The organism is Pseudomonas sp. G3-39, assembly GCF_054790485.1.
The window spans coordinates 3571172-3592137 of the sequence record NZ_CP186497.1; the positions used below are offsets into that span (position 1 = coordinate 3571172).

Annotated in this window: 25 protein-coding genes and 1 pseudogene; 10 read left to right on the forward strand and 16 right to left on the reverse strand. The window is 56.0% G+C overall.

What is annotated here, in order from left to right; all coding sequences use genetic code 11:
• Nucleotides 1-46: 46 nt before the first annotated feature.
• A complete protein-coding gene (locus ACOYXG_RS15715) occupies nt 47-436 on the forward strand; it encodes a DUF2946 domain-containing protein (RefSeq protein WP_097090306.1) in 390 nt (129 codons plus the stop codon).
• Between the two features lie 92 nt (nt 437-528).
• Nucleotides 529-2661 (forward strand): TonB-dependent receptor, encoded by a 2133-nt coding sequence (locus ACOYXG_RS15720; RefSeq protein ID WP_460352693.1) that lies wholly within the window; start codon nt 529-531, stop codon nt 2659-2661.
• A 139-nt stretch (nt 2662-2800) separates the two neighbouring features.
• On the opposite strand, the gene ACOYXG_RS15725 is transcribed toward ACOYXG_RS15720, so the two are convergent.
• From ACOYXG_RS15725 to ACOYXG_RS15735, 3 genes are all read right to left on the reverse strand, one after another.
• Entirely contained in the window at nt 2801-3817 is a 1017-nt protein-coding gene (locus ACOYXG_RS15725) for an ABC transporter substrate-binding protein (protein WP_443535192.1), read from the reverse strand.
• A 127-nt stretch (nt 3818-3944) separates the two neighbouring features.
• Nucleotides 3945-4142: a hypothetical protein gene (locus ACOYXG_RS15730; protein ID WP_027612962.1), complete on the reverse strand. Its 198-nt coding sequence runs from the start codon at nt 4140-4142 to the stop codon at nt 3945-3947.
• Between the two features lie 8 nt (nt 4143-4150).
• A complete protein-coding gene (locus ACOYXG_RS15735; RefSeq protein ID WP_179353311.1) occupies nt 4151-4600 on the reverse strand; it encodes a hypothetical protein in 450 nt (149 codons plus the stop codon).
• 424 nt (nt 4601-5024) lie between these two features.
• Between ACOYXG_RS15735 and ACOYXG_RS15740 the strand changes: the two genes are divergently transcribed.
• Entirely contained in the window at nt 5025-5300 is a 276-nt protein-coding gene (locus tag ACOYXG_RS15740; protein ID WP_027612961.1) for a hypothetical protein, read from the forward strand.
• 46 nt (nt 5301-5346) lie between these two features.
• Entirely contained in the window at nt 5347-5583 is a 237-nt protein-coding gene (locus ACOYXG_RS15745; protein ID WP_095136495.1) for a DUF2789 family protein, read from the forward strand.
• Nucleotides 5584-5589: 6 nt separating this feature from the next.
• Here ACOYXG_RS15745 and ACOYXG_RS15750 read toward each other — a convergent pair whose 3' ends face one another.
• From ACOYXG_RS15750 to ACOYXG_RS15760, 3 genes are all read right to left on the reverse strand, one after another.
• Entirely contained in the window at nt 5590-5790 is a 201-nt protein-coding gene (locus tag ACOYXG_RS15750) for a hypothetical protein (protein ID WP_007966907.1), read from the reverse strand.
• 112 nt (nt 5791-5902) lie between these two features.
• Nucleotides 5903-7507: a methyl-accepting chemotaxis protein gene (locus ACOYXG_RS15755; RefSeq protein ID WP_460352697.1), complete on the reverse strand. Its 1605-nt coding sequence runs from the start codon at nt 7505-7507 to the stop codon at nt 5903-5905.
• A gap of 225 nt (nt 7508-7732) precedes the next feature.
• Entirely contained in the window at nt 7733-8137 is a 405-nt protein-coding gene (locus tag ACOYXG_RS15760; RefSeq protein ID WP_003225981.1) for a TraR/DksA family transcriptional regulator, read from the reverse strand.
• Nucleotides 8138-8551: 414 nt separating this feature from the next.
• On the opposite strand from ACOYXG_RS15760, the gene ACOYXG_RS15765 reads away from it, so the two are divergent.
• The 5 genes from ACOYXG_RS15765 (at nt 8552) to ACOYXG_RS15785 (ending at nt 13094) form a co-directional block, all read left to right on the forward strand.
• The gene (locus ACOYXG_RS15765; protein ID WP_115989509.1) at nt 8552-9460 is read left to right on the forward strand and encodes a MurR/RpiR family transcriptional regulator; all 909 of its coding nucleotides are present in this window, start codon (nt 8552-8554) and stop codon (nt 9458-9460) included.
• 61 nt (nt 9461-9521) lie between these two features.
• Nucleotides 9522-10127, forward strand: coding sequence for a glutathione S-transferase (locus tag ACOYXG_RS15770; protein WP_115989508.1), 606 nt, complete (start codon nt 9522-9524; stop codon nt 10125-10127).
• A 2-nt stretch (nt 10128-10129) separates the two neighbouring features.
• The gene (locus ACOYXG_RS15775) at nt 10130-11236 is read left to right on the forward strand and encodes a DNA alkylation repair protein (protein WP_460352700.1); all 1107 of its coding nucleotides are present in this window, start codon (nt 10130-10132) and stop codon (nt 11234-11236) included.
• 188 nt (nt 11237-11424) lie between these two features.
• A complete protein-coding gene (locus tag ACOYXG_RS15780) occupies nt 11425-11967 on the forward strand; it encodes a hypothetical protein (protein ID WP_223008783.1) in 543 nt (180 codons plus the stop codon).
• A gap of 98 nt (nt 11968-12065) precedes the next feature.
• On the forward strand, nt 12066-13094 hold the full coding sequence (locus ACOYXG_RS15785) for a DUF6602 domain-containing protein (RefSeq protein ID WP_460352702.1): 1029 nt from the start codon (nt 12066-12068) through the stop codon (nt 13092-13094).
• A gap of 109 nt (nt 13095-13203) precedes the next feature.
• Here the strand turns inward: ACOYXG_RS15785 and ACOYXG_RS15790 are convergent, their stop codons facing one another.
• The 6 genes and pseudogenes from ACOYXG_RS15790 to ACOYXG_RS15815 form a co-directional block, all read right to left on the reverse strand.
• Nucleotides 13204-13800 (reverse strand): hypothetical protein, encoded by a 597-nt coding sequence (locus ACOYXG_RS15790; RefSeq protein ID WP_285373786.1) that lies wholly within the window; start codon nt 13798-13800, stop codon nt 13204-13206.
• A gap of 300 nt (nt 13801-14100) precedes the next feature.
• Nucleotides 14101-14312 (reverse strand): annotated as a pseudogene (locus ACOYXG_RS15795) (DUF2931 family protein); the annotation flags it as partial.
• A gap of 10 nt (nt 14313-14322) precedes the next feature.
• Nucleotides 14323-14979 (reverse strand): DUF2931 family protein, encoded by a 657-nt coding sequence (locus ACOYXG_RS15800; RefSeq protein WP_285373785.1) that lies wholly within the window; start codon nt 14977-14979, stop codon nt 14323-14325.
• A 32-nt stretch (nt 14980-15011) separates the two neighbouring features.
• Nucleotides 15012-15671, reverse strand: a complete 660-nt coding sequence (locus ACOYXG_RS15805) for a DUF2931 family protein (RefSeq protein ID WP_285373784.1) — start codon at nt 15669-15671, stop codon at nt 15012-15014.
• A complete protein-coding gene (locus ACOYXG_RS15810) occupies nt 15671-17212 on the reverse strand; it encodes a DUF2235 domain-containing protein (RefSeq protein WP_285373783.1) in 1542 nt (513 codons plus the stop codon). Before ACOYXG_RS15810 ends, ACOYXG_RS15805 begins: the two co-directional genes overlap by 1 nt.
• 139 nt (nt 17213-17351) lie before the next feature.
• Nucleotides 17352-17714, reverse strand: coding sequence for a DUF6124 family protein (locus tag ACOYXG_RS15815; RefSeq protein ID WP_103368881.1), 363 nt, complete (start codon nt 17712-17714; stop codon nt 17352-17354).
• Nucleotides 17715-18222: 508 nt separating this feature from the next.
• Between ACOYXG_RS15815 and ACOYXG_RS15820 the strand changes: the two genes are divergently transcribed.
• On the forward strand, nt 18223-18762 hold the full coding sequence (locus ACOYXG_RS15820; protein ID WP_095136509.1) for a thioesterase family protein: 540 nt from the start codon (nt 18223-18225) through the stop codon (nt 18760-18762).
• A gap of 115 nt (nt 18763-18877) precedes the next feature.
• Here ACOYXG_RS15820 and ACOYXG_RS15825 read toward each other — a convergent pair whose 3' ends face one another.
• The 4 genes from ACOYXG_RS15825 to ACOYXG_RS15840 all read right to left on the reverse strand — a co-directional run bounded on the left by ACOYXG_RS15825 (nt 18878) and on the right by ACOYXG_RS15840 (nt 20932).
• Nucleotides 18878-19399, reverse strand: a complete 522-nt coding sequence (locus tag ACOYXG_RS15825; protein ID WP_097090294.1) for a GNAT family N-acetyltransferase — start codon at nt 19397-19399, stop codon at nt 18878-18880.
• A 52-nt stretch (nt 19400-19451) separates the two neighbouring features.
• A complete protein-coding gene (locus ACOYXG_RS15830; RefSeq protein WP_098964404.1) occupies nt 19452-20051 on the reverse strand; it encodes a GIY-YIG nuclease family protein in 600 nt (199 codons plus the stop codon).
• A gap of 175 nt (nt 20052-20226) precedes the next feature.
• On the reverse strand, nt 20227-20706 hold the full coding sequence (locus ACOYXG_RS15835) for a GNAT family N-acetyltransferase (protein ID WP_336837036.1): 480 nt from the start codon (nt 20704-20706) through the stop codon (nt 20227-20229).
• 13 nt (nt 20707-20719) lie between these two features.
• Nucleotides 20720-20932 carry a DUF4287 domain-containing protein gene (locus ACOYXG_RS15840; RefSeq protein WP_460352707.1) on the reverse strand — a complete coding sequence of 71 codons (213 nt, stop codon included), beginning with the start codon at nt 20930-20932 and terminating at the stop codon, nt 20720-20722.
• Nucleotides 20933-20966: the final 34 nt, after the last annotated feature.

Consider the following 20966-nt stretch of genomic DNA (forward strand, 5'->3'; position numbering starts at 1 on the left):
TTTTTGAAGTGCACGACCGATCAGCGGTACGGTAAAGTGCCGCCCCATGAAATTCACCCGTTCCGATCGCTCACTGCTGGCCTGGATGCTTTATTGCTGCGTCCTGTTCAACGTGTTCGCCTGCAGCATCGGTCACGGGCAAATGGTCGGGATGCAGCTCAACGGCATCGGCGGCCAGTTCTGTACGGTCGACCCGGCCACCCAAGCGCCACTGACCAGCAATCCCGGCGAAGAACAATTGCCGACCCTGTCCAAGGCGTTTGGCTGCCCGCTGTGCTCGGTCGGCGGCGGCATGGGCCCGGCGTTCAACTCCAGCCTGACCCTCGCGGTGCTGCCCGAGCAACACAGCCCGCCGCTGGCGCCCATCGTCAGCGCCGACCTCCCTGCCCGCTTCACCTGGCCTTCGGCCAATCCTCGTGCCCCGCCGCTCGCCTGAGTGTCTTTGCCTTTTTGATTTTTCAGCCCACTGCGCCAACGCGCGGCGTTCGCCTGTGCGCTGATTCCTAGACAAGCATTCAGGATTCAACGATGAAACATATTCCTCTGCTGGCGAGCCTGTGCGGCTGCCTGTCCCTTAACGCCTGGGCGCAATCCACCGTGGATTTGGCGCCGATCACCATCGACGGCGAATCCACCAGCGAACCGGGCCTGAACCTCGACCAATCCAGCGGTATGGCTTCGCACCTCGGCTTGAGCGTGCGCGACACGCCGGCCTCGGTGGCCGTCGCCAACCGCAACGACATCGAACGCCACGGCGCGCAGAACTTTCAGGACGCCGCCAACACCCTGCCCGGGGTCAATGCCAGCGCACCACCGGGCTTTGGCGGATTCGTCTCCTATCGCGGTTTCACCAGCAGCCAGATCACCCAGATGTTCAATGGCATCAACGTCTCCGGGGGCCTCGCCCGACCGGTGGATTCATGGATCTATGATCGAGTCGAACTGGTGGGCGGCCCGTCGTCGCTGATCAACGGCGCCGGCTCGGTCGGCGGCTCGTTGAACTACGTGACCAAACTGGCGACCCGCGACGAACAAGCCGCCGAAGGTCGCGTCAGCTACGGCAGCTACGACACCACCGAAACCGCGTTCGGCCTCAACCACGCGCTGACCGACCCGAGCGCCGACGTGCAGCACTACGCGCGGCTCGATGTCAGCCACAACACCAGCAACGGCTACATCGACCGTCAGGAGCGCGATGCCTGGAGCGTGGCGTTCTCGTTGCTCAGCGACCTCACGCCGGATCTGTCGCACACCCTGGCCCTGGAATATCAGGACGAACACGAAGACAGCCCGTACTGGGGCACGCCGGTGCTCAACCCCAAAGCCGGCGAGTTGAAAATCGACAAACACAACCGCTTCAACAACTACAACGTCGAGGACGGGCGCTACGAACAGCGCACGATCTGGGTGCGCTCGATCATCGACTACCGGATCAACGACAGCACCACCCTGCGCAACACGCTGTATCACCTCGACAGCCAACGCGATTACCGCAACCTCGAGACCTACCAGTACAACGCCGACAACACCGCAGTGAACCGCTCCACCGCCTATCAAGTGCGGCATCAGGGTGAGCAGAACGGCAACCAGTTCGAGCTGCGCCACGACAACACCCTGTTCGGCCTCGACACCACTTGGTCCGGTGGTTTCGAGTACAAGGTCAACCAGACCACCAACTCGCCGCTGAATATCAAAGGCGCAAGCACGGTCGATCCGAACAACTACCGTCCGGGGCATTTCTATGATATTCCCGGCACCAACCCGACACTGATCAGCGACAAGACCAACGAGGTCACCACCAAGGCGCTGTTCGTGGAAAACCGCCTGGCACTGACCGACAAACTGACGTTGCTCACCGGCCTGCGTTACGACGACATCGACCTCGACGTGACCAACCATCGCACGGTGACGGCCGCCAATCCCAAGCACCTCAAACGCAGTTGGGAGCCGGTCACCGGACGCGTCGGCCTGACCTACCAGTTCATTCCATCCGCCAACATCTACGTGCAATACAGCACCGCCGCCGAGCAACCGAATGGCACGCAGGACTTCGACGTGTCGACCGGCAAGCAATGGGAAATCGGCAGCAAGTTCGACTACCTGGATGGCCGTGGCTCGGCGACAGTTGCCGCCTACACCATCGAGCGCAAGGACTTCGCTGTGACTGATCCGCTGGACCCGACCAGCAGCATCCCGGTAGGGCAGCAAACCTCAAAGGGCATCGAGATCGCCAGTTCCCTGCGGATTACCGACAAGCTGTTGGCCGAAGGCAACTTCGCCTGGGTCGATGCGCAGTACGATGACTTCACCGAAAAGAACGCCGCCGGTGCGGTGGTTTCACGCAAGGGCAATACACCGACCAACGTCCCGGATCGGGTCGGCAATCTATGGCTGACTTACGATTTTTCGCCGCAATGGCAAGGTGGGGTCGATGCGCGGTATGTGGCGTCGGTGTATGCGGACACGGCGAACACCATGACCGTGCCGTCGTACACGCTGTTCGGCAGCTTCCTCAGCTACAAGGTCGACTCGCACACCACCGTCACCGGCCGAGTGCGCAACCTGACCAACGAGGTGTATGCCGAGTTTGCGCATGTGTCGCCGGCTTACTATCTGGGTACACCGCGCACCTTTGAGTTGGCGGTGCAGACCAAGTTCTAAAAGCCTGAAAGCTTCGCGAGCAAGCCCGCTCCCACAGGAACGCGCGTTCCAATTGTGGGAGTGAGACTGCTCCCACAGGACAGAGCGCTCCAATTGTGGGAGCGGGCTTGCTCGCGAAGAGGCCAGCAGTCTCAACTATCTATTTCAGATCAGCCGCCACCTTATCCGCCACATCCTTCGGCACCCACGCCTGCCACACCTCCGGATGCGCCTTCATGAACGCCTCAGCCGCCTGACGTGGTGCGGTGTGTTTCTCGCTCATCTCGGCCAACGCCTTGTTCAGCGGCTCAATCGGGAAATCCACCTTGCTGAAGAAATCCGCGATCTGCGGATACTGCTTCTGGAACGGCGTAGACACCCCAATCGACAGCTTCGATGCCAGCGAACGGGTCGGTTTCGGATTGGGGTTATCGGCATCAGTCAGGGTCTTCCACGCCTCGGCATCGAACGGTGGCTCTTCCAGCTGCACCAGTTTGAATTTGCCCAGCAATGGCGTCGGCGACCAGTAATAGAACAGCACCGGTTTGCCCCGACGGATCGAAGAGCTGATCTCGGCATCCAGCGCCGCGCCCGATCCACTGCGGAAATTGGTGTAATCGTCCTGCAGGCCGTAAGCGGTCAGCTTCTGTTTGTTCACCACTTCCGAGGTCCAGCCGATCGGGCTGTTGAGGAACCGACCCTTGCTCGGGTTTTCCGGGTCCTTGAACACGTCCTTGTATTTCTTCAGATCACTGACACTGCGCAAGTCCGGCGCCAGCGGTTTGATGCCCTTGGCCGGGTCGCCCTTGATCACGTATTCCGGCACCCACCAGCCTTCAGTGGCGCCCTTGACCGTATCGCCGAGACTGACGACCTTGCCCTCCGCTTCAGCCTTGACCCACACCGGACTGCGCCCGGCCCACTCTTCGCCAATGACCTGAATGTCATTGTTGGCCAGCGCGGTTTCCAGGGTGATGGTGGTGCCGGGCAACGTATCGGTCGGCAGGCCATAGCCCTTCTCGACGATGATCCGCAGGACATCGGTGATCAGGCTGCCGCTTTCCCAGTTCAGGTCGGCAAAATGAATCGGTGCCTGTGCCGCCGCTGCCGGCTGCGCGGCCGTCAGTACACCGAACGAAACCACGCTGGCGGCCAATAGCCGTCGAATTCCTTTCATGCTTTGCACCTCGTGCTGTTCACAGCAATAGCAGGATGGCCTGGCAGAAGACCGCAAGCCTCTGAATACTCAGTCAACTGACTGTAGCCGAGGTTCCTGCTTTTTCCGGGGGCCAATCCCGGCGAGGTTATGTTTCAGACTTTTCCTGCAAGCTTTGCAGCTCGCGTCTGACCATGCTGGCGTATTCCGCAGGCCGCAAGGTGTAGATCTGCGCTGCCACCCAGTTCAGCCACGCGCCCTGCAATTCGGCTTTGGCGTTGAACAGGCGCAATGCCTCCTCACGCGCACGGTCAAGGTTTTGCGAATGGAAGTCGGCGCGACTCACACCACCGATCACTCGCTGGCCTTGAACGTGATCAGTTCGCCCTTGCGCCACTTCGCCGCTTTACCGGTAACGGCTTTCAGGGTCTTGGTCAGGCCTTCCTGCAGTTGCTGGTTCGCGGCGAACACCGTCACCACGCTGTGACCTTCCTTGAACAGGATCGCGTGACCATCCGCTGTATCGACAAAGGCGTAATCGCCGAGGCCGTACACCGTGAGTTTGATTTCGCGAAAGCGGATGTCCATCTTGCCGCCTTCACGGCTAGGCAGCACGGCCGCACTGAAATGATCGCCGACCTTGAGCTTGAGCCCCGGTTTGTCATCGACCACCAACGCACTTTCGGTGTCGATCTCGGCCACGTAAATGCCTTCGGCGTTCTGTTCGGTGATGTAAACAAAACGCGACTGGAACAGCTTGACCAGCTTTGCACGCAAATCACCCAACACGAACAAAGCATGCATATCGAGGTTACTGACTGCCAAAGAAACATCCCCACATCTGAAAAAGTACCCGGCGCCAAAACGCGCACGGCAAAAAAAACGGCCAGGCCGATGCTGTTACCGAATGACTTCAGTACACCTGAAACAAGCGGAGCGCCCATACATCACAAGTTCGCAAGACTACTGGAAAGTCAGGCGAGAAACTTGCCTCGACGTTCGCCAGGCCTTGAAGGAAAAATCTTCATTGAAGCGCAACGAAGACGGACTACAAACTTTAGGGAAAAAACTGACGAAAAAAAGCCCTTTTCCGACATATCGCCGGTAAAAAATTGCTTTAGATAGGCACCTGTCGCCAGCAGACACTGGCGATTCTAGAGCAGCGATGCTGCTTCCGACTACCCGAACCGACCTGTAACCGTCGGCTATCTCATGAAAAGGACTTCATATGTGCACTCTGACTCACTTTGCCCAGCCCTCCAAACCAGTCATGGATACGCCTTTCGTGCTGCACGGCACTGATTTGCCGGAACTTGCGCAATACGCACAAAGCGTTCAGACCCCGCGATTTCAGGTGGTCCCGGCAGGTAACGCGTTCTTTCATATCAAGGAATCTTCCACCGGTCGTGTAAGAGGTTTCCGCGAAGACCACAACGAAGCGTGCGCCCTCGCCCGCTTGCTTGAATCACGGATCGAACTCTTGTCCAACGGCTGCCTCAGATAAAGAGCGAGCGACAGCGCCATTCCGGCACACGCAAAAGGAGTACACGATGGAACTGCCTGCATATGATCTGAAAACCCTGTTCGACCAACTGGGCCTGCCGTCGGAAAACGGGGCAATCGACGATTTCATCGAAGCGCATCCGCTGGACGCCAAAACCAAGTTGATCGATGCCGACTTCTGGACACCGCAACAGGCGCAACTGCTGAAGGAGTGGCTGCGCGCCGACGGCGAAGAAGCGGTGATGGTCGATGAATTGAACGTACGCCTGCACGACGGACGTTAATAAATGTCAGTGCAGGCTGTCGCCAGGCTCGGCCATCAGTTGCGCGAGCCAGGCAGCCTTGCACTCCTCCGCCTCGTCGCGACTGGCGAACGCGGTGCCACGCCGCTCACCATTGAGCAACACCACCCAGCAGACGCTCTGGCCCATCGCGCGCAATCCGGCGGGCACACCACTGCCAATCATCACCGCGACATCGACTCTGCACATACTGACCTCTCGATTTCATTAGCTACCTAACTAACGGCCATACTAATGACTTCATCGCAGAGGAAACAGCAACGCCCGTGCACAGATTCATTGCGCGAGCGGTAACAATCGATCAGCGCGGATTCTCCGGTTTGTAACCCAGGCGCAGTCCGCCCCAATGCCGGCCCTTGACCATGATCGGCACCGACAAGTCGTGCATCAGCTCGCCGGTATCGCGGGTGTAGGTCTGCAACAACACCGCCTGTTGATGGCTGCCGCAGCGAATCCCGGTGCGGTCAGCGAACTTGCGTTTGGTGCGGTTACCCACCGCGTCTACCTGCTGGTCACCGGTCAACGGCTGACTGAACGCCAGGTTGTGCGTCGGCACATAACCCTGCTGCGTGCAGGCGATGGCGAAGACCAACCCCTCATGGCGCGGCAGCAACGGCTCCTGGATCGCCGGCAGCACCTGATCGGTGTAGCGGTCGAAACGGGTCTGAAACTTCGCCGGCTGCGTCCCGGGAATCGGTTGATATTGACGGTCGAACAAATCCTCAAGACTGATCCGCCCCTGCTCGACATCCGCCTCGAACCGCGCCGCAATCTGACTCGCGCCCTCACGCGCCAGGTCATAGACGCGCTGGTGATAGTCATCCAGACCGACTTCGGCCAGACGCTCGCTGATGGTTTCCGCCTGCCCTTCCATCTGCACAGCGGCCTCGGCCAGGCGTCGGGTTTGCTGATCGCTGATCGCCAGATCACTGCGCATCTGCTCGATGGCCTTGAACAGACTGTCGAGCTGCTCGCGATTGGTTTCCGCGCCACGGGCGATTTCACCGACCTGGGTTTCCACCCCGGCCGCCAGCCGTGCGATGTTTTCCAGATGCTGGCCGGTGTTCTCGACCTGCTCGACGCCGGTCTGCAGATCACTGGACAGCTCGCGGATCTGCTCCACCACTTGCGCCGTACGCTGCTGAATGTCGGCAACCATCTCCCCGACCTCGCCGGTCGCCGAGGCAGTCCGCGCTGCCAGACCGCGCACCTCGTCCGCTACCACCGCAAATCCCCGACCATGCTCGCCCGCCCGCGCCGCTTCAATCGCCGCGTTCAGGGCCAGCAGATTGGTCTGGCTGGCGATCGACTGAATCACCAAAGTCACCCGTTGAATGTCGTCGCTGCGCAGACTCAGGGCTTCGATCAGCTCACGGCTAGCGTTGGCGCGTTGACTGAGTTGATGCATGCGCGCAATCGAATCCACCAGTTCGGTGCGCCCCGCCGCGCTGCTGTGATGCGCCTCGCTGGCGGCGTCCAGCGCTTCACGACTGAGCTGCGAAGTGGCGTGTTCAGTGGCGATCATCACTTCGGCGTTGCTGACAATCTGCGCCGCCGCGTCGAGTCGCGATTCGAGTTTGCTCGCCAGTTGCTTGACGGAAAACGCCACACCGGCGGCTGACAGCGCGTTATGACTGGTGGTGTAGGAAAGATCGCGGGTGAGTTCGGAAATCGCGCTACCGGCATCGACAGGCGCAGCATCAGGGGTGGCCCGCGAGCGCAGGCGCGGCAGCCAGACAATCAGCACCGCCAGCGGCAGGCCGATGTACAGCGACCATCCACCCAGCGTCATGCCGGCGAGCAACAGCATCAGGGCGATGCTTTGCAGGGTCGGAGCGATCCAGCGGTTTTTCGGCAACAGCACTGGTGCGGGCAAAGCCCCAACCAGAGATCCATCTCTCGTCATATCAACACCCCACGCATGTTCTCATTGTTGTGACTGCATTAAACGCCACTAGAACGCCATTATCCATGGTCCGTTAGTCGTGGAGTCTGCAGCAGGTCAATGGAACGGCGCGCAACATATCGCAGACGAGCAAAAGCAAAGATCGCAGCCCCGTCAGCTCGTGTAGGAGCTGACGAAGGCTGCGATCTTTTGCAGGCGCCCCCGATTCAGGGGGCAGCCATGGAATCAGGCCTGACGCTGGTGCTTGTCGATCTGCTCGTGACGCTCTTGAGCTTCGATGCAGTACTTGGTGGTCGGGCTGATCAGCAGGCGTTTCAGGCCGATGGCCTCGCCGCTGTCGTCGCACCAGCCAAAACTGTCTTCCTTGATGCGCTCAAGGGCTTGTTCCAGTTGCGGCAGCATGCGCTGGTCGCGATCGATCGCGTTCACCAGCCAGGTGCGCTCTTCTTCAACCGAAGCCGCGTCCGCCGGGTCGGCCGGAGTGTCCAGGCTTTCGATGGCGATACGGTTTTGCTCAATGCGCTCGTGGGTTTCGACTTTCATGTTCTGCAACAGCTCAGTGAAGAAAGCGTGTTGCTCGGCATTCATGTAGTCATCTGCCGGCATGGCCAGCAACTTGTCCTTTGTCATTGATATCTCTATAAAAAAACGTGCATTAAGGCGAAATAGGGAGCGTTCCGGCGAACCGTGTCCGGTCGACGAAAAGGCATCGTTTATTGCAAACGCCACCCGGCACTCAATTTACGAAGGGGCGGCAGTCTAAGGCCCGTTTGAGGCCTCAGCAACTGTAAATACCGGGAATTTGTCCGACAACAGCCGTAAACGGGTCTGACACAGGCTTCATGGCGGTCATCGGAGTGCGTTTATAGCAAGAAATTCAGTCCAACGGCTGTATATAGAAGACAAACGGCTAACCGCTGGCGTCTCATCGCGAATTTTTCTACTCCCGGTGCATCGTTTCAGCCAAGCAGAACCCCAAAAGCCCTCCTAACATCAGCCACAATCCAGCACTTTGTGTGATTTGATCAGCCTAAAGGAAGACTTATGCCCCGCCCCGATCTGCCGGCCAACGACGAGCGCCCCCTCGCCAGCCCCCCGATCAATGCCGAGCGTCTGCTGCAACTGATCACCGACGAATACGACACCCTGCCGCGCCAACTCAAACGCATCGCCAGCTACATGAGCCAGCAAAGCGACCGGATCATGGTCGATCGCATCAGCGACATCGCCCGGGAATGCGAGGTGCATCCGTCCGCCATCGTACGTTTCTCGCAACGCTTCGGCTTCAGCGGCTTCAGCGAAATGCAGGCGCTGTTCCGCGCCGCCTACACCCACAAAGCCTCGCCGGTGCACAACTACCAGCAACGCATCCGCAGCATGATCGCCAACCAGTCGCAACAAGCCAGCGACGGCGACCTCGCCCGCGAATGCATCGACGCCACCCGCTCCGGCATCGAACGCCTGGGCCGCGAACTCGACGACGTCGCGTTCGAAAAAGCCGTCGACCTGATCGTCAACGCCGACAACATCTATGTGGTCGGCGTGCGTCGCTCCTTCGCCGTCGCCGACTACCTCGTTTACAACTTGCAACACACTCACAAGCGCATTCACCTGGTTTCCGGGCTGGGCGGCAGTTATCGCGAACAGATGCGCAGCGTGCGTAGCGGTGATTTGGTCATCGCCATCAGCTTCACCCCCTACGCCAAGGAAACCCAGCACTGCCTGCGTTACGCCCGCCAGCAACAGGCCAGCACCCTGATCCTCACCGACAGCCACCTCTCGCCCTTGGCCAAAAACGCCAACAGCCTGCTGCTGGTGAATGAGGGCAGCGCATTGGCGTTTCGTTCGTTGAGTGCGACCTTGTGTTTGTGTCAGGCGTTGTTCGTGGCGGTGGCGTATCGGCTGGAATTGAATGTGGATGAGATTCACGAACAAGCCGGTTTTGACGACTGACATTTGCCTCAGGCTCGGCTAGGTTATGCCTTCCCACCGGTTCGACTTGAAGGAACGCGTCATGAAACTGATCGGCATGCTGGACTCCCCTTACGTGCGCCGCGTGGCGATCTCCGCCAAACGCCTCGGCATCGACCTCGAACATGAATCGGTCTCGGTGTTCCGCCACTTCGAGCAATTCCAGCAGATCAACCCGGTGGTCAAGGCGCCCACGCTGATCCTCGATGACGGCGTGGTCCTGATGGACTCCACCCTCATCCTCGACTACCTCGAAGCCGCCAGCGGCAAAAGCCTGCTGCCGAGCGACCTCAAACAACGCGCCCACGCCCTGCGCCTGATCGGCCTCAGCCTCGCCGCCTGCGAAAAAGCCGTGCAGCTCTACTACGAACGCAACCTGCGCCCGGCCGACATCCAATACCAACCGTGGGTCGAACGCGTCGAGGGCCAACTCGCCGCCGCGTTCACCGCCCTCGAACAGGAACTGGAAAAAACCGGCCTGCCCACCGACGGCACCCTCACCCAGGCCGGCATCAGCCTCGCCGTGGCGTGGAGTTTCACCGACCTCGTCGTCCCCGACCAGATCGACACCCGCCGCTACCCGCACATCGCCCAATACACCGCGTACGCCGAAACCCTCGAAGCGTTCGTCAGCACCCCGATGACCTGACCATGAGCACCACCGACACCGCCGCCCCGGCGTTAAAGGAAATCTTCAACGCCGAACGCCTGCAACACATCGCCAGCGAAATGAGCGCCGTGTACCCCGCGTTCAAGGCCAAGGCGTTTCTCAAGCACGCCAACCAAGGGCTGGCGGAATTGTCGGTGATGCAACGCATGGCCCGCGTCAGCGAAAGCCTGCACGCCGTGCTGCCGCTGGACTACGAAGATTCCCTCGAAGTCCTGCGCCAACTCGCCCCCCGCCTCAACAGCGGATTCGTCAGCATGTGCCTGCCGCACTACGTCGCCAGCTACGGCGGCCACGCCTTCGATACCTCGATGCAAGCACTGAAATACTTCACCACCTTCGGCTCCTCCGAATTCGCCATCCGCCACTTCCTGCGCAGCGACCTCGAACGCTCACTGGAACTCATGCACGACTGGACCCAAGACCAAAACCACCACGTCCGCCGCCTCGCCAGCGAAGGCACCCGCCCCCGCCTGCCCTGGTCATTCCGCCTGGAAGCCGTGCAAGCCAACCCGCAACTGGCCGCCGGCATCCTCGACCGGTTGAAAGCCGACGAGAGTTTGTACGTACGCAAGTCCGTGGCGAACCATCTGAATGACGTGACCAAAGAGCATCCGGAATGGGTGCTGGACACGATTGAAGGCTGGCCACTGGAGAACAAACACACGGCATGGATTGCCAAGCATGCGCTGCGCAGCTTGATCAAACAGGGCGATCTGCGTGCGCTGACGGTGATTGGTGCGGGGGCCAAGGCTGAAGTTGAGTTGCTGGACGTGCGGGTTGAGCCGGCGGTGGTTCGGTTGGGTGAGGCGATTACGTTGTCGTTTACAGTGAAGTCGACGGTGGCGCATGAACAGCGGTTGGTGATTGATTATGCGATTGACTATGTGAAGGCGAATGGCGGGGTTTCGGGGAAAGTGTTCAAGTTGAAGACGGTGGGGTTGGCGGGGTTTGGGGAGGTGGTTGTGGGGAGGCGGCAGGTTATTAAGGATTTTACGACGCGGAGGCATTTTGTGGGGCGGCATGGGGTTAGGGTTTTGGTTAATGGGGAGGTTTTGGGGAGTGGTGCGTTTGAGATCGTTGCTGATTGATACCGCTAATAGATTCCGTTGATCTGGCAGTACTTGGAGTTACAGGGAATTACGGATAAGGCTGCTTTCGGCCAAAAGCTGTCGGTCAGAAGAGTCTAAAATATTGGGTGCTATTCAATTCGCCGGTCATGCGGCGGGTCAAAATTGACCCAGTTGGATAGCTTTATGACAGCATGAGAGGTTTGATAATGGATGTAACGGGGATTAACTGGGGCTCGGTAGCCGATTGGGCTTCTGCGTTCGGATCTGTGTCGGCAGCGATGGTGGCATTGTACCTGGCACATACGTCACAACGCGTGCAACTATCGGTCATTTGCGGGGTGCGGGTTATAGTCGGTGGCGGCGCGGCACCCGTGCACCTCGCGTCCATAATGGTAACCAACACCGGAGATAGACAGTTCAAAATTTCAAATATCTCTATTCAGCATGGACTTATTAAAAAAAAATATGGCGTCTTAAAAATAGGCGCTCCAACCGAGTACTGCGAAAGCTTGCTGCGCGTACTCAATGATGGTGACCAAGCGCATTTTGGTTTTCCGCTTGAATCTGAAACCAATTGGGTTGCGACAATGGGAAATGATTGTCTAACCGAGCTCGATATCGCCACTATTCGAATAACAATCCATTGCTCCAACGGACAGAGCGTCAAAATCAAACCTGAAAAACCGTTGCTAGACTTCATCCGAACTCGCATGCGCAAGCTTCAAAATAATGAGGCAAATACCTTATAAATCTATCGTCAAGTGCAAAAGACAAACAAACCAAAACGGCAATAAAATGACCAATCAAAAAAAGCAAATTAAAAAATCTAAGTTATTCATGGTAGGTGATGATGCGTCAGCCTAGTTCGGATTGGATCCGTGAAAGTATTTGGCTTCGCTGCTTTCGTGAGGTTATAGGGGAAGTCGCCTATCATCGGGGTTTGGATTCACTGAAAACTCGCACGCGAGAAAAATGGCAACCCGATGATAGAGTAATTTATTATTCAACTTTAGAGCGAGAGCGCAGGCTAGGCGCAGAGTGTTTTTTAATTAAAAACATTTATACTGGATTAGATCATGGTACAGCGGGTGACGCAACTGAGGAATTTTGGGTAGAACTATTGCAAGATCTGCTACCACAATATGAAGTCGTTCTTAAAGGTGTGATCGCTGGGACAGGCCCATTGATATCTCCTCAAATTGATATATTGATAGTGGACAAAAATTTTCCTAAAGCTATTTTTAAAACCAAGGTGTATCCGATCGAGTCTGTTGTGGCTGCTTTTGAATGCAAACTAAGCTTGCGTTTGCAACATATAAAAGATGCTGTTCATACGGCAAAGCTTTTAAATGGTACAAGCTCAAGTGATCCAATTGATAAAATACCAATTTTCTACGGCGTATTGGCCCTTTCTAGTGATATCGAAAATAAATACAAGCCTGCATATGAGTCTGTTCTCGATGCGCTTGCAAAGCATCACTTTGATTTAGGTCCATCACTGTGCATGGTCGATGCAGTACTTTCGCTTAATAGTTTTTGTTTGGCGGGAACTCGCACAATTTTTTGCTACGATGTTGATAATGAGCCAATGAACATGACTTTCGAAAGAGTATATGAATATCATGACGAAGGAGAAGCTAGGCCGGCAGATAGCGCCCTAGGGCTTTTCATTCAGAAATTATTATCGCATTTGGCGAAAAGCGACTCATCCCTTGCTAATACCCGGAAAATGTATGACCTATTCACCAGATATCCACTTGGAAGTAAGACTATAATTACTGAGGACTTATCAAAATATATTTCTGCAGGTCAAATTGAAAAAATTTCTAGATCACTATACCCCGAAGAAACGACTGTTTATTCTTTGAATATCTAGGTTTTTTCGATTACAGTGAAATAGGGGGCAGATCACCATTATTGAAATATTGTTTGCCCGCCTATTCCTCATCTGACTATCTAATATATCTAAAGCGCGATCGATAAGATCAGAGACTTGGCCAAAGAGCTTCAATATAAGCTAATTCAGCATCTATAATTGCCTGGGCATTAGCCATTATCCCATTAGACACAAATAACTTCGAGTTGCGAACATCAAGTACGCACAACCTATCCCTCTCAAGAGAAAGTGCCGACAATGACAATTCCAGAATGGAATGTACGAGATCAACTCTATTCTTAGCCAATGTATCAGCTTTTGTATAAAGCTTTATTACGTGTCGACGCCCATCAAATTCAACGCCCAACTCAGGATTAACAGAGATAGTGAAATTATGATAAGAATAGCTTCCTCTTGGCGGATTAAACCAAGTTATTTCTTTTCTTCCCCACCACTTCCTATATCCTTCAACCATCTCAGAATAATTTTCTACCTTATTGGCTGGTAAGGTTTGCAGAATTTCACCAAGCGAATCTTTAGACCTACCCAAAGAATGAATCTCAACCACCCCCTCGCGAAAACGACGATAGTAATCCGTCGCAGGAGAATAAGCTTCCCGGTTCTTGATTTCGCGAACCTTAGTGACCCGAGGAGTACCGGCCTTTGAAAAAACATCAACCAAATCAGTGAGCGACAATGAGGGCATACAGCATCCTTATAATAACAGCGAGGTTACTGAGAATGGCAATTATAAGAATGCTAGTCGCTCAAGGCACGATGTCAAGCGGAGTGACTACACTAGAAAACCTTGATGCAACAAAAAGCTTGAGGAACTGTTTAAGAATGCAATCCCCGCTACTCATTAGGCACGTTAGAATTGTGAGGAACGAGACTAGTACATCAATAGTGATCTGGCACCATTTTTACACCTCCCTATATCTCGAGAAAAAATTGTTGTAAGCCAAACAAATTCCTCAATATCAGATCCATTTTTTCCGTGACTTTACCCGCCCGACGCGGTTCCACCGCCAGTACGTAGAACCGTCTTGCCCTTTACATCTCCCACGGCGCTGTCTCCAACCCAGACCTTCATGTCGTTAGGTTCGGTAAACCGAGTTCGCACCATGGAGATTTAGGGTCGTTCTTTGCTGAAAGCGGATCGTTTGACTGGCACCCGCTGATCAACTGAACACAAAGCATCGTTGTAAGTAGTTTCATCAGATGACGGTTACCAACTCCCAAACGGAATGCCGTACTTATCGATATACCGCTTAGCCTTTTCGCTCACAGGATAAGCATATTGACCGCCGTTCTTGCCCAACTCAGGCTCCAGCGGCTCCAACTCAGCCTGAGCGCGAGCGACTTTAACTGGGCGCCGACAAAGGTCTCTCACCCACACCTGCACCACTCCACCCGGTGCGAGTCCCAAATAGACCGAGGCCATGAAGCGTGCCGTTTTCTCAGGAGTCTCCGGGCAACGCTGGTGGGTAGACGTCACCATCACCTGTCTGGCCTCCTCAGGAATATCTACCCAAACCCTGTAGGTTTTTTGTTCCGGTATCGATTGCCAGCGGACGAAGATGCGCTTGGGTAACCCTGCACCGATAACCGGTTTGCCTGTACCTCCGACACCAATCCAACCGCGCGCAGACTCCTTGCCATCAGTCGGTTCTGCACCACTGGCGTTCCCTCCCCCGGCACGTAGAACGACTTTACCGTTGATGTCCTCCACGGAGCTGTCTTCAACCCAGACGTTCATGAAGTTGGGTTTGATAAATGCCAGCTCCCACCAAGGATACTTGGGATCGTTTTCACCAGAGTTGGTGCTTGTGACATGACAACCAGTGACGATCAAGCCGCCCAACAAGGTTACGAGCATTCTCATTGCCAAAGCACCCAACTATTCAATTGCCACGACTACCAACTCCCGTATGGAATGCCATATTTATCGATATACCGCTTGGCCTTTTCACTCACCGGATAGGCGTAACGCCCTTCGTTCTTGCCTTGGCTCGGCCCCAGTGGCTCAATTTCGGCCTGTGCTCGCGCTACTTTGACCGGGTGATGACATGAGTCTCTTACCCAAACCTGCACGACGCCACCGGGAGCTAGACCTAGATAGACCGACGCCATAAATCTTGCCTCCTGATCGGGAGTCTGCGGGCAGCGCTGATTGACGGACGTCACCATCAACTTTCGTGCCTCCTCTGGAATATCTACCCATGCTTGCCAGGTTTTCTGTTCGACGATTGATTGCCAACGGACCCAGATGCGAACGGGCAGGTCTGCTCCCACCACCCTCCTCCCGCTACCGCCAACCCCACCTGTCCATCCCCGGGCTGACTCTGTACCATCTTCAGGTTCTCCCCCAGCAGCGGTGCCGCCGCCGGTTTTGTAGAAAATCCTGCCGTTAATGTCTTGAACAGAACTGTTTTCAACCCAGACCTTCATGTAGTCCGGCTCAATAAACGCCAGCTCCCACCATTCGGACTTCGGATCATTTTTGGCTGAGAGTGGATCAGCAGACTGGCAGCCGGTAATTACCAGCGCGCATAGCAAGGCTAAAAGTATTTTCATTACCAGAGTGCCCAGTCAGGTACGTGTGGATGTTGCACGCGAATCGAATCGGTCGTAGGGGCATTGATGTAAACGGCACGGATACCACTGCCATCTCTTCGCCCGAGAGGATGATTCCAATTTGCAGACATATGAATGTACTTGAGCTTCAGTTGTTTTTCCTCTTGCGGGGTGATGTTGTAATCACCTGCCAGAAATCGATCACACAGCGCACGAAGCTCAGTGGGAACTGCCAATTCTGGGGTATCAGGAATGTCGTTGAACTTAACACCCTTCTCTTTTGCAAGCTGGAGCATCACTCGCAGATATACCCTGGACAGCATGCCGCTCACTGGACGCTTGAGTTGCAAGGCCGCATAAACGCGCTTCTTGCGAGGACTAAGTCGATCCTGCCTATCGATTGGCAGAAGAAGGGGATCAGGGGTAACGACTTCCAACATTTCCGTAGGCCAACCTTTAGCTAGCCACTGATCTTTTATAGCCATCGCATCAAGGTAGATCGAAGTGGTAGAGACGTCGGTAAATTGCGAGACCTCAAGCGTTTGCATGGGACTGACAAGTACGCACTCCTCAACCTCATCGCGGTAGCCGCCGCCGATATCAGAATGGGCGCCTGGCAGCGTGATCTCCAAATGATCAGCTTTGACCCGACTCAAGGCGAAGTTCGCTCGGCACTCGTCGCGCGCAGAGAGTTGAATGACATCTGTGAAAAAACGTCGATCGAGGTACAGCTTAATACCCGTGGCGATGGGACTTTTCACATTGCCCAGATTTGACCAACCTGCAACTGACGGCACAGTGTCGAAAAGACCGATGAAGCCCATCCTGATACTACCGTTGTATTGCTCGACAAAGGTTCGGCTGAAAGCACGGGCATTACTGCGTAGAACGTCCCCTAGAGGACCTTGTTTTCCGCGTACGATTTCGTTGGCAAAGTGTCGAGCGGCAGCGGCGCCACGGCTAAAACCAAAGGTGTCAAACGTCAGAGAGGTAATTTCGCTATTGGGATGGCTATCCAAGACGTCCTTGATACGCAGCTTGATATCGGTAAACGAAAGCTGAACCCGACCAGCAACGCCAGTTTCTCCTCGACCAGTCCCCGCACCAAACGTGCTGTCCTCTTCTCCTGATCGAGTTCCGATCCCTTCGACATAGACCATACGAAACGCTTGCTTTTGAGAACTGTCTCCTTCGGCCTGTTGAGGTGCGAAGTACAGGTCACTCAATTTTTTAACATTACTGACGTCGTTACCGTAGCTGCTATCCGGATCACTCATGTACGGCTTGCAACTGGCATCGATATCCTGCGGCGCAATGGGATGATGAGCACCGCAGAGCAACCCCGCAGCGGAGTTGTTTGCGTTGTTACCAGTACCATCAAAGAAAACCCCAATCCTCAACGCAATGCCGATTTTCTCAGGCTCGCGCGCAGGTTCTTTCCCGTGTTTCTCGTACTCAGCCCAACGCTGGGCATGAATGTCGACGGGTTTGGCTTCTTCGTAGCGGTAGTTTTTCGGGGGGTTGGGAACGTAGCCACTCAATCCTTGATTCCTTGTTCTGATCCTTGAAGAACGGGCCGAAGGGTGACAGCCGAGGCTTGGGGGCGCAAGGCGTGGCTCTGTGCCAGCTCGGTTGAAATTGCTGGGTGCGACGAGGGTTTGGCTCGTCGCACGGGCATGGCTAGTGGGCGATTTCGACGTTGTCGAGGGCCTGGTTTACGGCGAGTTCGCCGAGCATGACGACCTGGGCGATGCCCAGTGCGGTTTTGCGGTGGGAAATGTCGAGTGTGGCGGCGAAGTTGTTGAGCATTTCGCTGGCGGAGCCGAGGGTTTCGCTGGCGTTCGCGAGCAGGGATTCGGTGTCGCACTTCGGGTTGGCGAGGTACATGGGTTCGGGCTTGTGCGGGCTGGCCATGATTTGGGTGGCCGGGGACAGGTAATGGTCGAGGGCGCGTTCGGCGGCTTCGTGGAGTTTTTTCGAATCGAGGGATTCGTAGGGGGATGCGAGGTCGGTTTCTGGCGGGTTGGGTGTTGGTTTGATCATGGTGAAACTCCTGATTGTTCATTAGGAGCTACCAGCATCACTTGCAGATGATGGGTGGCAGCTGTGCGCGGGTCTGCAAGACCGGGAAACCAGGAACCCGGCAGACCCGAAGGTCTCCCGCACAAAGCTGCCATTTTGTGGACACCAACGAGCGTCCATTTGGCGTAGCTATGCGACTGGTTTTCCGGCGGGCTTGCAGACCCGATCACTGATGAGCAGTGACAGGAATCAAGGTACGGAGGGTGCGCCAGACGCACAAGCCGGCGGATTCTGGCGTACTCGTAGGCGATGGCGCAAGGCGTTGTAGGGCTTCGGTGGTAACGGCACGCTTCATGTAAACACCATGATTCTTTCCTGTTTATCCGTCGGTTCAACGGGCTACCGATCCCACACCAACCCGGCAATGATCGGAATGCACTGTTCCGTTCAAAAAAGTCATTTACGCACCTACCTCGCCATCGCTCGGCTCGCTAGAGTGCAGCGCTCTTTTCAACTGGCTGACGTACTGATGAATCTGTGGTTTCGACTGCTCTGCATGCTTTTTCGCCGACCGTGGCGCAAGCCGGTCAATGCGCTGGAATCCACCGTTATCCGCATGCGCGTGTGGCCGCTGGATCTCGACTTGAATCGGCATGTCACCAATGGTCGCTACTTCACTATGGCTGACGTCGGGCGCATGGATTTTGTGTTGCGCAGTGGCGCGTTTCGGGTGGCGTTGCGCGCTAAAGCGTTGCCGATTGTTGGCGATACTTGGGGCAAATTTCGGCGTGAACTGAAGCTGTTTGAAGCGTTTGAAATTCACAGCCGGATGCTTGGCTGGGACGACAAATGGAGCTTCATGGAGCATCGCTTCGTGAGCAAGGGACGGGTGATCGGCGTGGTGGTCATGCGTGGGCTGTTTCGTTCGGCGAAAGGCACGATTGCGCCGGGTGAGTTTGTCAGAGAGTTGGGGTTGCCTGAACAGTCGCCCGAGATGCCGGAGTGGTTGACGTCGTGGTCGGCGAGTTGTGATCTGATGAGTCGTCAGCTTAGAGGTGAGGAGGTTTGAGTGATTGGGTGGTTGGTTGATGGCTTTTATGGATAGAGTGCGGTGTCGCTTGTGCGGGCGCCATCGCGAGCAGGCTCACTCCTACAGGGGACGCGTTTCGAATGACGTGCCTTGTTCAAATGTCGTCCCGCTGGATGCGGAATATCAGACTTGGTGCTTTGCCCGGTACGTCGTCTAACTCATCGATACGGCGCATGCCGATTTTCTCAAGAACGCGGATCGAGGCCACATGATCCGGCCTGACCAAGCCGAACACTTCAGGCAACCCGAGATGGTCGAAGGCGTGGGTTAGCGCGGTTTGTGCGGCCTCTGTTGCATAGCCGTGGCCCCATGCTTCCACGGCGAAACGATAGCCGAGATTGGTGACCGTTTTCCTCAGGTAGTCATGAGCGGCGATGCCGGCGAATCCGAGGATCTGCTCAGGGGCTTGTGCGCTGCTGATTGCCCACCATCCGTAGCCGTGGGCTTCCCAGTGTTGCAGCCAGCGATTCAGCAGTGCTTCGGCTTGTGTGATGTCGGTCATGGGGCCGGCGGGGTTGAACAGGTTGGTTTGTGGGTCGCCGAAAATGGCGAAAACGGTAGGCAGGTCTGCTGGCTTCGGGCGTCGGTAGATCAAGCGTGAGATTGCTTCTGACATCATCAAACCCTTTGAAAAGTCTCAACAAGTGGCAAGAGCCCCTCATCGCACATCACCGCTCTGAATCGATGTTGAACCAGGGCCGAAGGTGCCCAACCAGTTTGTCTTCGGCAAAGAAACGCTCAGCGACCGCGTTATCCGAAAAGTCATCGCACCAGGAAAACCCGATGTTGTTGTTTATCAATGTCAGGGGATCAGCTTCCCGAGGAAAAACGTGTTCGATGCCAAACCGCAACTGGCATGAGGTTGTTCGAGGCTTGGCCTTATTGTTCTGGGTTAACGGTGGGTGCGCGCGACCAGGTGTACCAGGCAAACGGTGTTCCCTCAGCCGACGCTTTAAATCGGTCGCCTTACCGACATACAAACACGGGTACGGTGCGTCTGCCGGCCACCAGTCGTGGTAACGCACATCGACATCAGAGCCTCCCGGCCCCTTCAGAATAATATGCCGATTAGCGCTCATGAGAAGCTTACGGCAGCCCATCCACCAGAATGCATAAACTCCTGCACTCGACGGTACGTTGACAGGGTGATGCCTGGAAACCAGATGCTCGATCCGGTGCACCGCTTTTGCATTGAGCATCTGCTTGGTCAGCGACTGCCAAGCCGCTGCCACCTTTACTGCTCGCGAGTCTTCTTTCAGTGTGTCCATTCTTGTTCGCTTTGTTGTTGATTCATTTACTAGGCCCGGATTAGCACAGCCCTCAACAATTGATGCGTCGCCTGGAGTGTTAGCTCCCACAGGTTCTGCGCAAGGCTCGGGAGCACGTCTGGCCGGGCGGACGCCATCGCGGGCAAGCCCGGCTCCCACAGGGGTTGGGGGATGGCTATTGTCGGTGGCGGGTCATGTTGATCAGGGCTGCGCGTCTGCCACCCGGCGCCGCGCGCTCTTCGATGGAGAACGGGGTAAAGCCGAGTTTCGGGTAGAGCAGCAACCCTGCGGTGTTTTCGTTGAAACAGGAGAGCTGCACTTCCCTGGCCTGATACTTTTCAAAGCCGACCGCGGTCATGGTTTCGACAATGTAGCGAGCGACACCCTGGCCCCGGGCGTATGGCGCGACGATGACGTTGCCGATACAGCAGACGCCGTCGTGCTCGGCACGGTAGAAGTTGGCGAAACCGACGAATTCGCCGTTGGCCAGAAAAGCCGTGGAGTCGAAGCGCTGGCTGATCGCGGTGTGCATTTGTTCTTCCGTCAGCGGGAAGCTCGCTTTCGGGAACATGAAGAACAGCTCTTGTTCGCCTTGCGGAAAGCTGCAGATGGTTTTGACGTCGTCGGCCGTCACTGGCCGGTGGGAGAAATTCATCGCTGCCCTGCCCTCACTTTTTAACCGTCAGATGATGCGCAACCAAGGCGTTGGCATGGCCGTGGCCCATGCCGTGTTCATCCTTGAGCCACGCCACCAGTTCCATGTGTTTCTTGTCGGGGATGCCGGCGAGCAGGTTCAGCCAGTGATCGATGGGCTGGCCGTACTTTTTTTCGATGGAGGGGAAGTACGACGCCGGGCCTTTTACCTTGTTGTCTTCGCTCATGCTGCAAGCTCCCTTGGGTCACGACGGAGGGTCG

Excerpts from the sequence above, each read along its gene's own strand:
- ACOYXG_RS15820 (WP_095136509.1), top strand. The coding sequence starts at position 18,223 with ATGAATCTGTGGTTTCGACTGCTCTGCATGCTTTTTCGCCGACCGTGG.
- ACOYXG_RS15800 (WP_285373785.1), bottom strand. The coding sequence starts at position 14,979 with ATGAGAATGCTCGTAACCTTGTTGGGCGGCTTGATCGTCACTGGTTGT.
- ACOYXG_RS15780 (WP_223008783.1), top strand. The coding sequence starts at position 11,425 with ATGGATGTAACGGGGATTAACTGGGGCTCGGTAGCCGATTGGGCTTCT.
- ACOYXG_RS15785 (WP_460352702.1), top strand. The coding sequence starts at position 12,066 with ATGATGCGTCAGCCTAGTTCGGATTGGATCCGTGAAAGTATTTGGCTT.
- ACOYXG_RS15835 (WP_336837036.1), bottom strand. The coding sequence starts at position 20,706 with ATGAATTTCTCCCACCGGCCAGTGACGGCCGACGACGTCAAAACCATC.
- ACOYXG_RS15760 (WP_003225981.1), bottom strand. The coding sequence starts at position 8,137 with ATGACAAAGGACAAGTTGCTGGCCATGCCGGCAGATGACTACATGAAT.
- ACOYXG_RS15775 (WP_460352700.1), top strand. The coding sequence starts at position 10,130 with ATGAGCACCACCGACACCGCCGCCCCGGCGTTAAAGGAAATCTTCAAC.
- ACOYXG_RS15715 (WP_097090306.1), top strand. The coding sequence starts at position 47 with ATGAAATTCACCCGTTCCGATCGCTCACTGCTGGCCTGGATGCTTTAT.
- ACOYXG_RS15720 (WP_460352693.1), top strand. The coding sequence starts at position 529 with ATGAAACATATTCCTCTGCTGGCGAGCCTGTGCGGCTGCCTGTCCCTT.
- ACOYXG_RS15825 (WP_097090294.1), bottom strand. The coding sequence starts at position 19,399 with ATGTCAGAAGCAATCTCACGCTTGATCTACCGACGCCCGAAGCCAGCA.
- ACOYXG_RS15790 (WP_285373786.1), bottom strand. The coding sequence starts at position 13,800 with ATGCCCTCATTGTCGCTCACTGATTTGGTTGATGTTTTTTCAAAGGCC.
- ACOYXG_RS15840 (WP_460352707.1), bottom strand. The coding sequence starts at position 20,932 with ATGAGCGAAGACAACAAGGTAAAAGGCCCGGCGTCGTACTTCCCCTCC.
- ACOYXG_RS15750 (WP_007966907.1), bottom strand. The coding sequence starts at position 5,790 with ATGTGCAGAGTCGATGTCGCGGTGATGATTGGCAGTGGTGTGCCCGCC.
- ACOYXG_RS15755 (WP_460352697.1), bottom strand. The coding sequence starts at position 7,507 with ATGACGAGAGATGGATCTCTGGTTGGGGCTTTGCCCGCACCAGTGCTG.
- ACOYXG_RS15765 (WP_115989509.1), top strand. The coding sequence starts at position 8,552 with ATGCCCCGCCCCGATCTGCCGGCCAACGACGAGCGCCCCCTCGCCAGC.
- ACOYXG_RS15725 (WP_443535192.1), bottom strand. The coding sequence starts at position 3,817 with ATGAAAGGAATTCGACGGCTATTGGCCGCCAGCGTGGTTTCGTTCGGT.
- ACOYXG_RS15735 (WP_179353311.1), bottom strand. The coding sequence starts at position 4,600 with ATGCATGCTTTGTTCGTGTTGGGTGATTTGCGTGCAAAGCTGGTCAAG.
- ACOYXG_RS15740 (WP_027612961.1), top strand. The coding sequence starts at position 5,025 with ATGTGCACTCTGACTCACTTTGCCCAGCCCTCCAAACCAGTCATGGAT.
- ACOYXG_RS15815 (WP_103368881.1), bottom strand. The coding sequence starts at position 17,714 with ATGATCAAACCAACACCCAACCCGCCAGAAACCGACCTCGCATCCCCC.
- ACOYXG_RS15745 (WP_095136495.1), top strand. The coding sequence starts at position 5,347 with ATGGAACTGCCTGCATATGATCTGAAAACCCTGTTCGACCAACTGGGC.
- ACOYXG_RS15805 (WP_285373784.1), bottom strand. The coding sequence starts at position 15,671 with ATGAAAATACTTTTAGCCTTGCTATGCGCGCTGGTAATTACCGGCTGC.
- ACOYXG_RS15770 (WP_115989508.1), top strand. The coding sequence starts at position 9,522 with ATGAAACTGATCGGCATGCTGGACTCCCCTTACGTGCGCCGCGTGGCG.
- ACOYXG_RS15830 (WP_098964404.1), bottom strand. The coding sequence starts at position 20,051 with ATGGACACACTGAAAGAAGACTCGCGAGCAGTAAAGGTGGCAGCGGCT.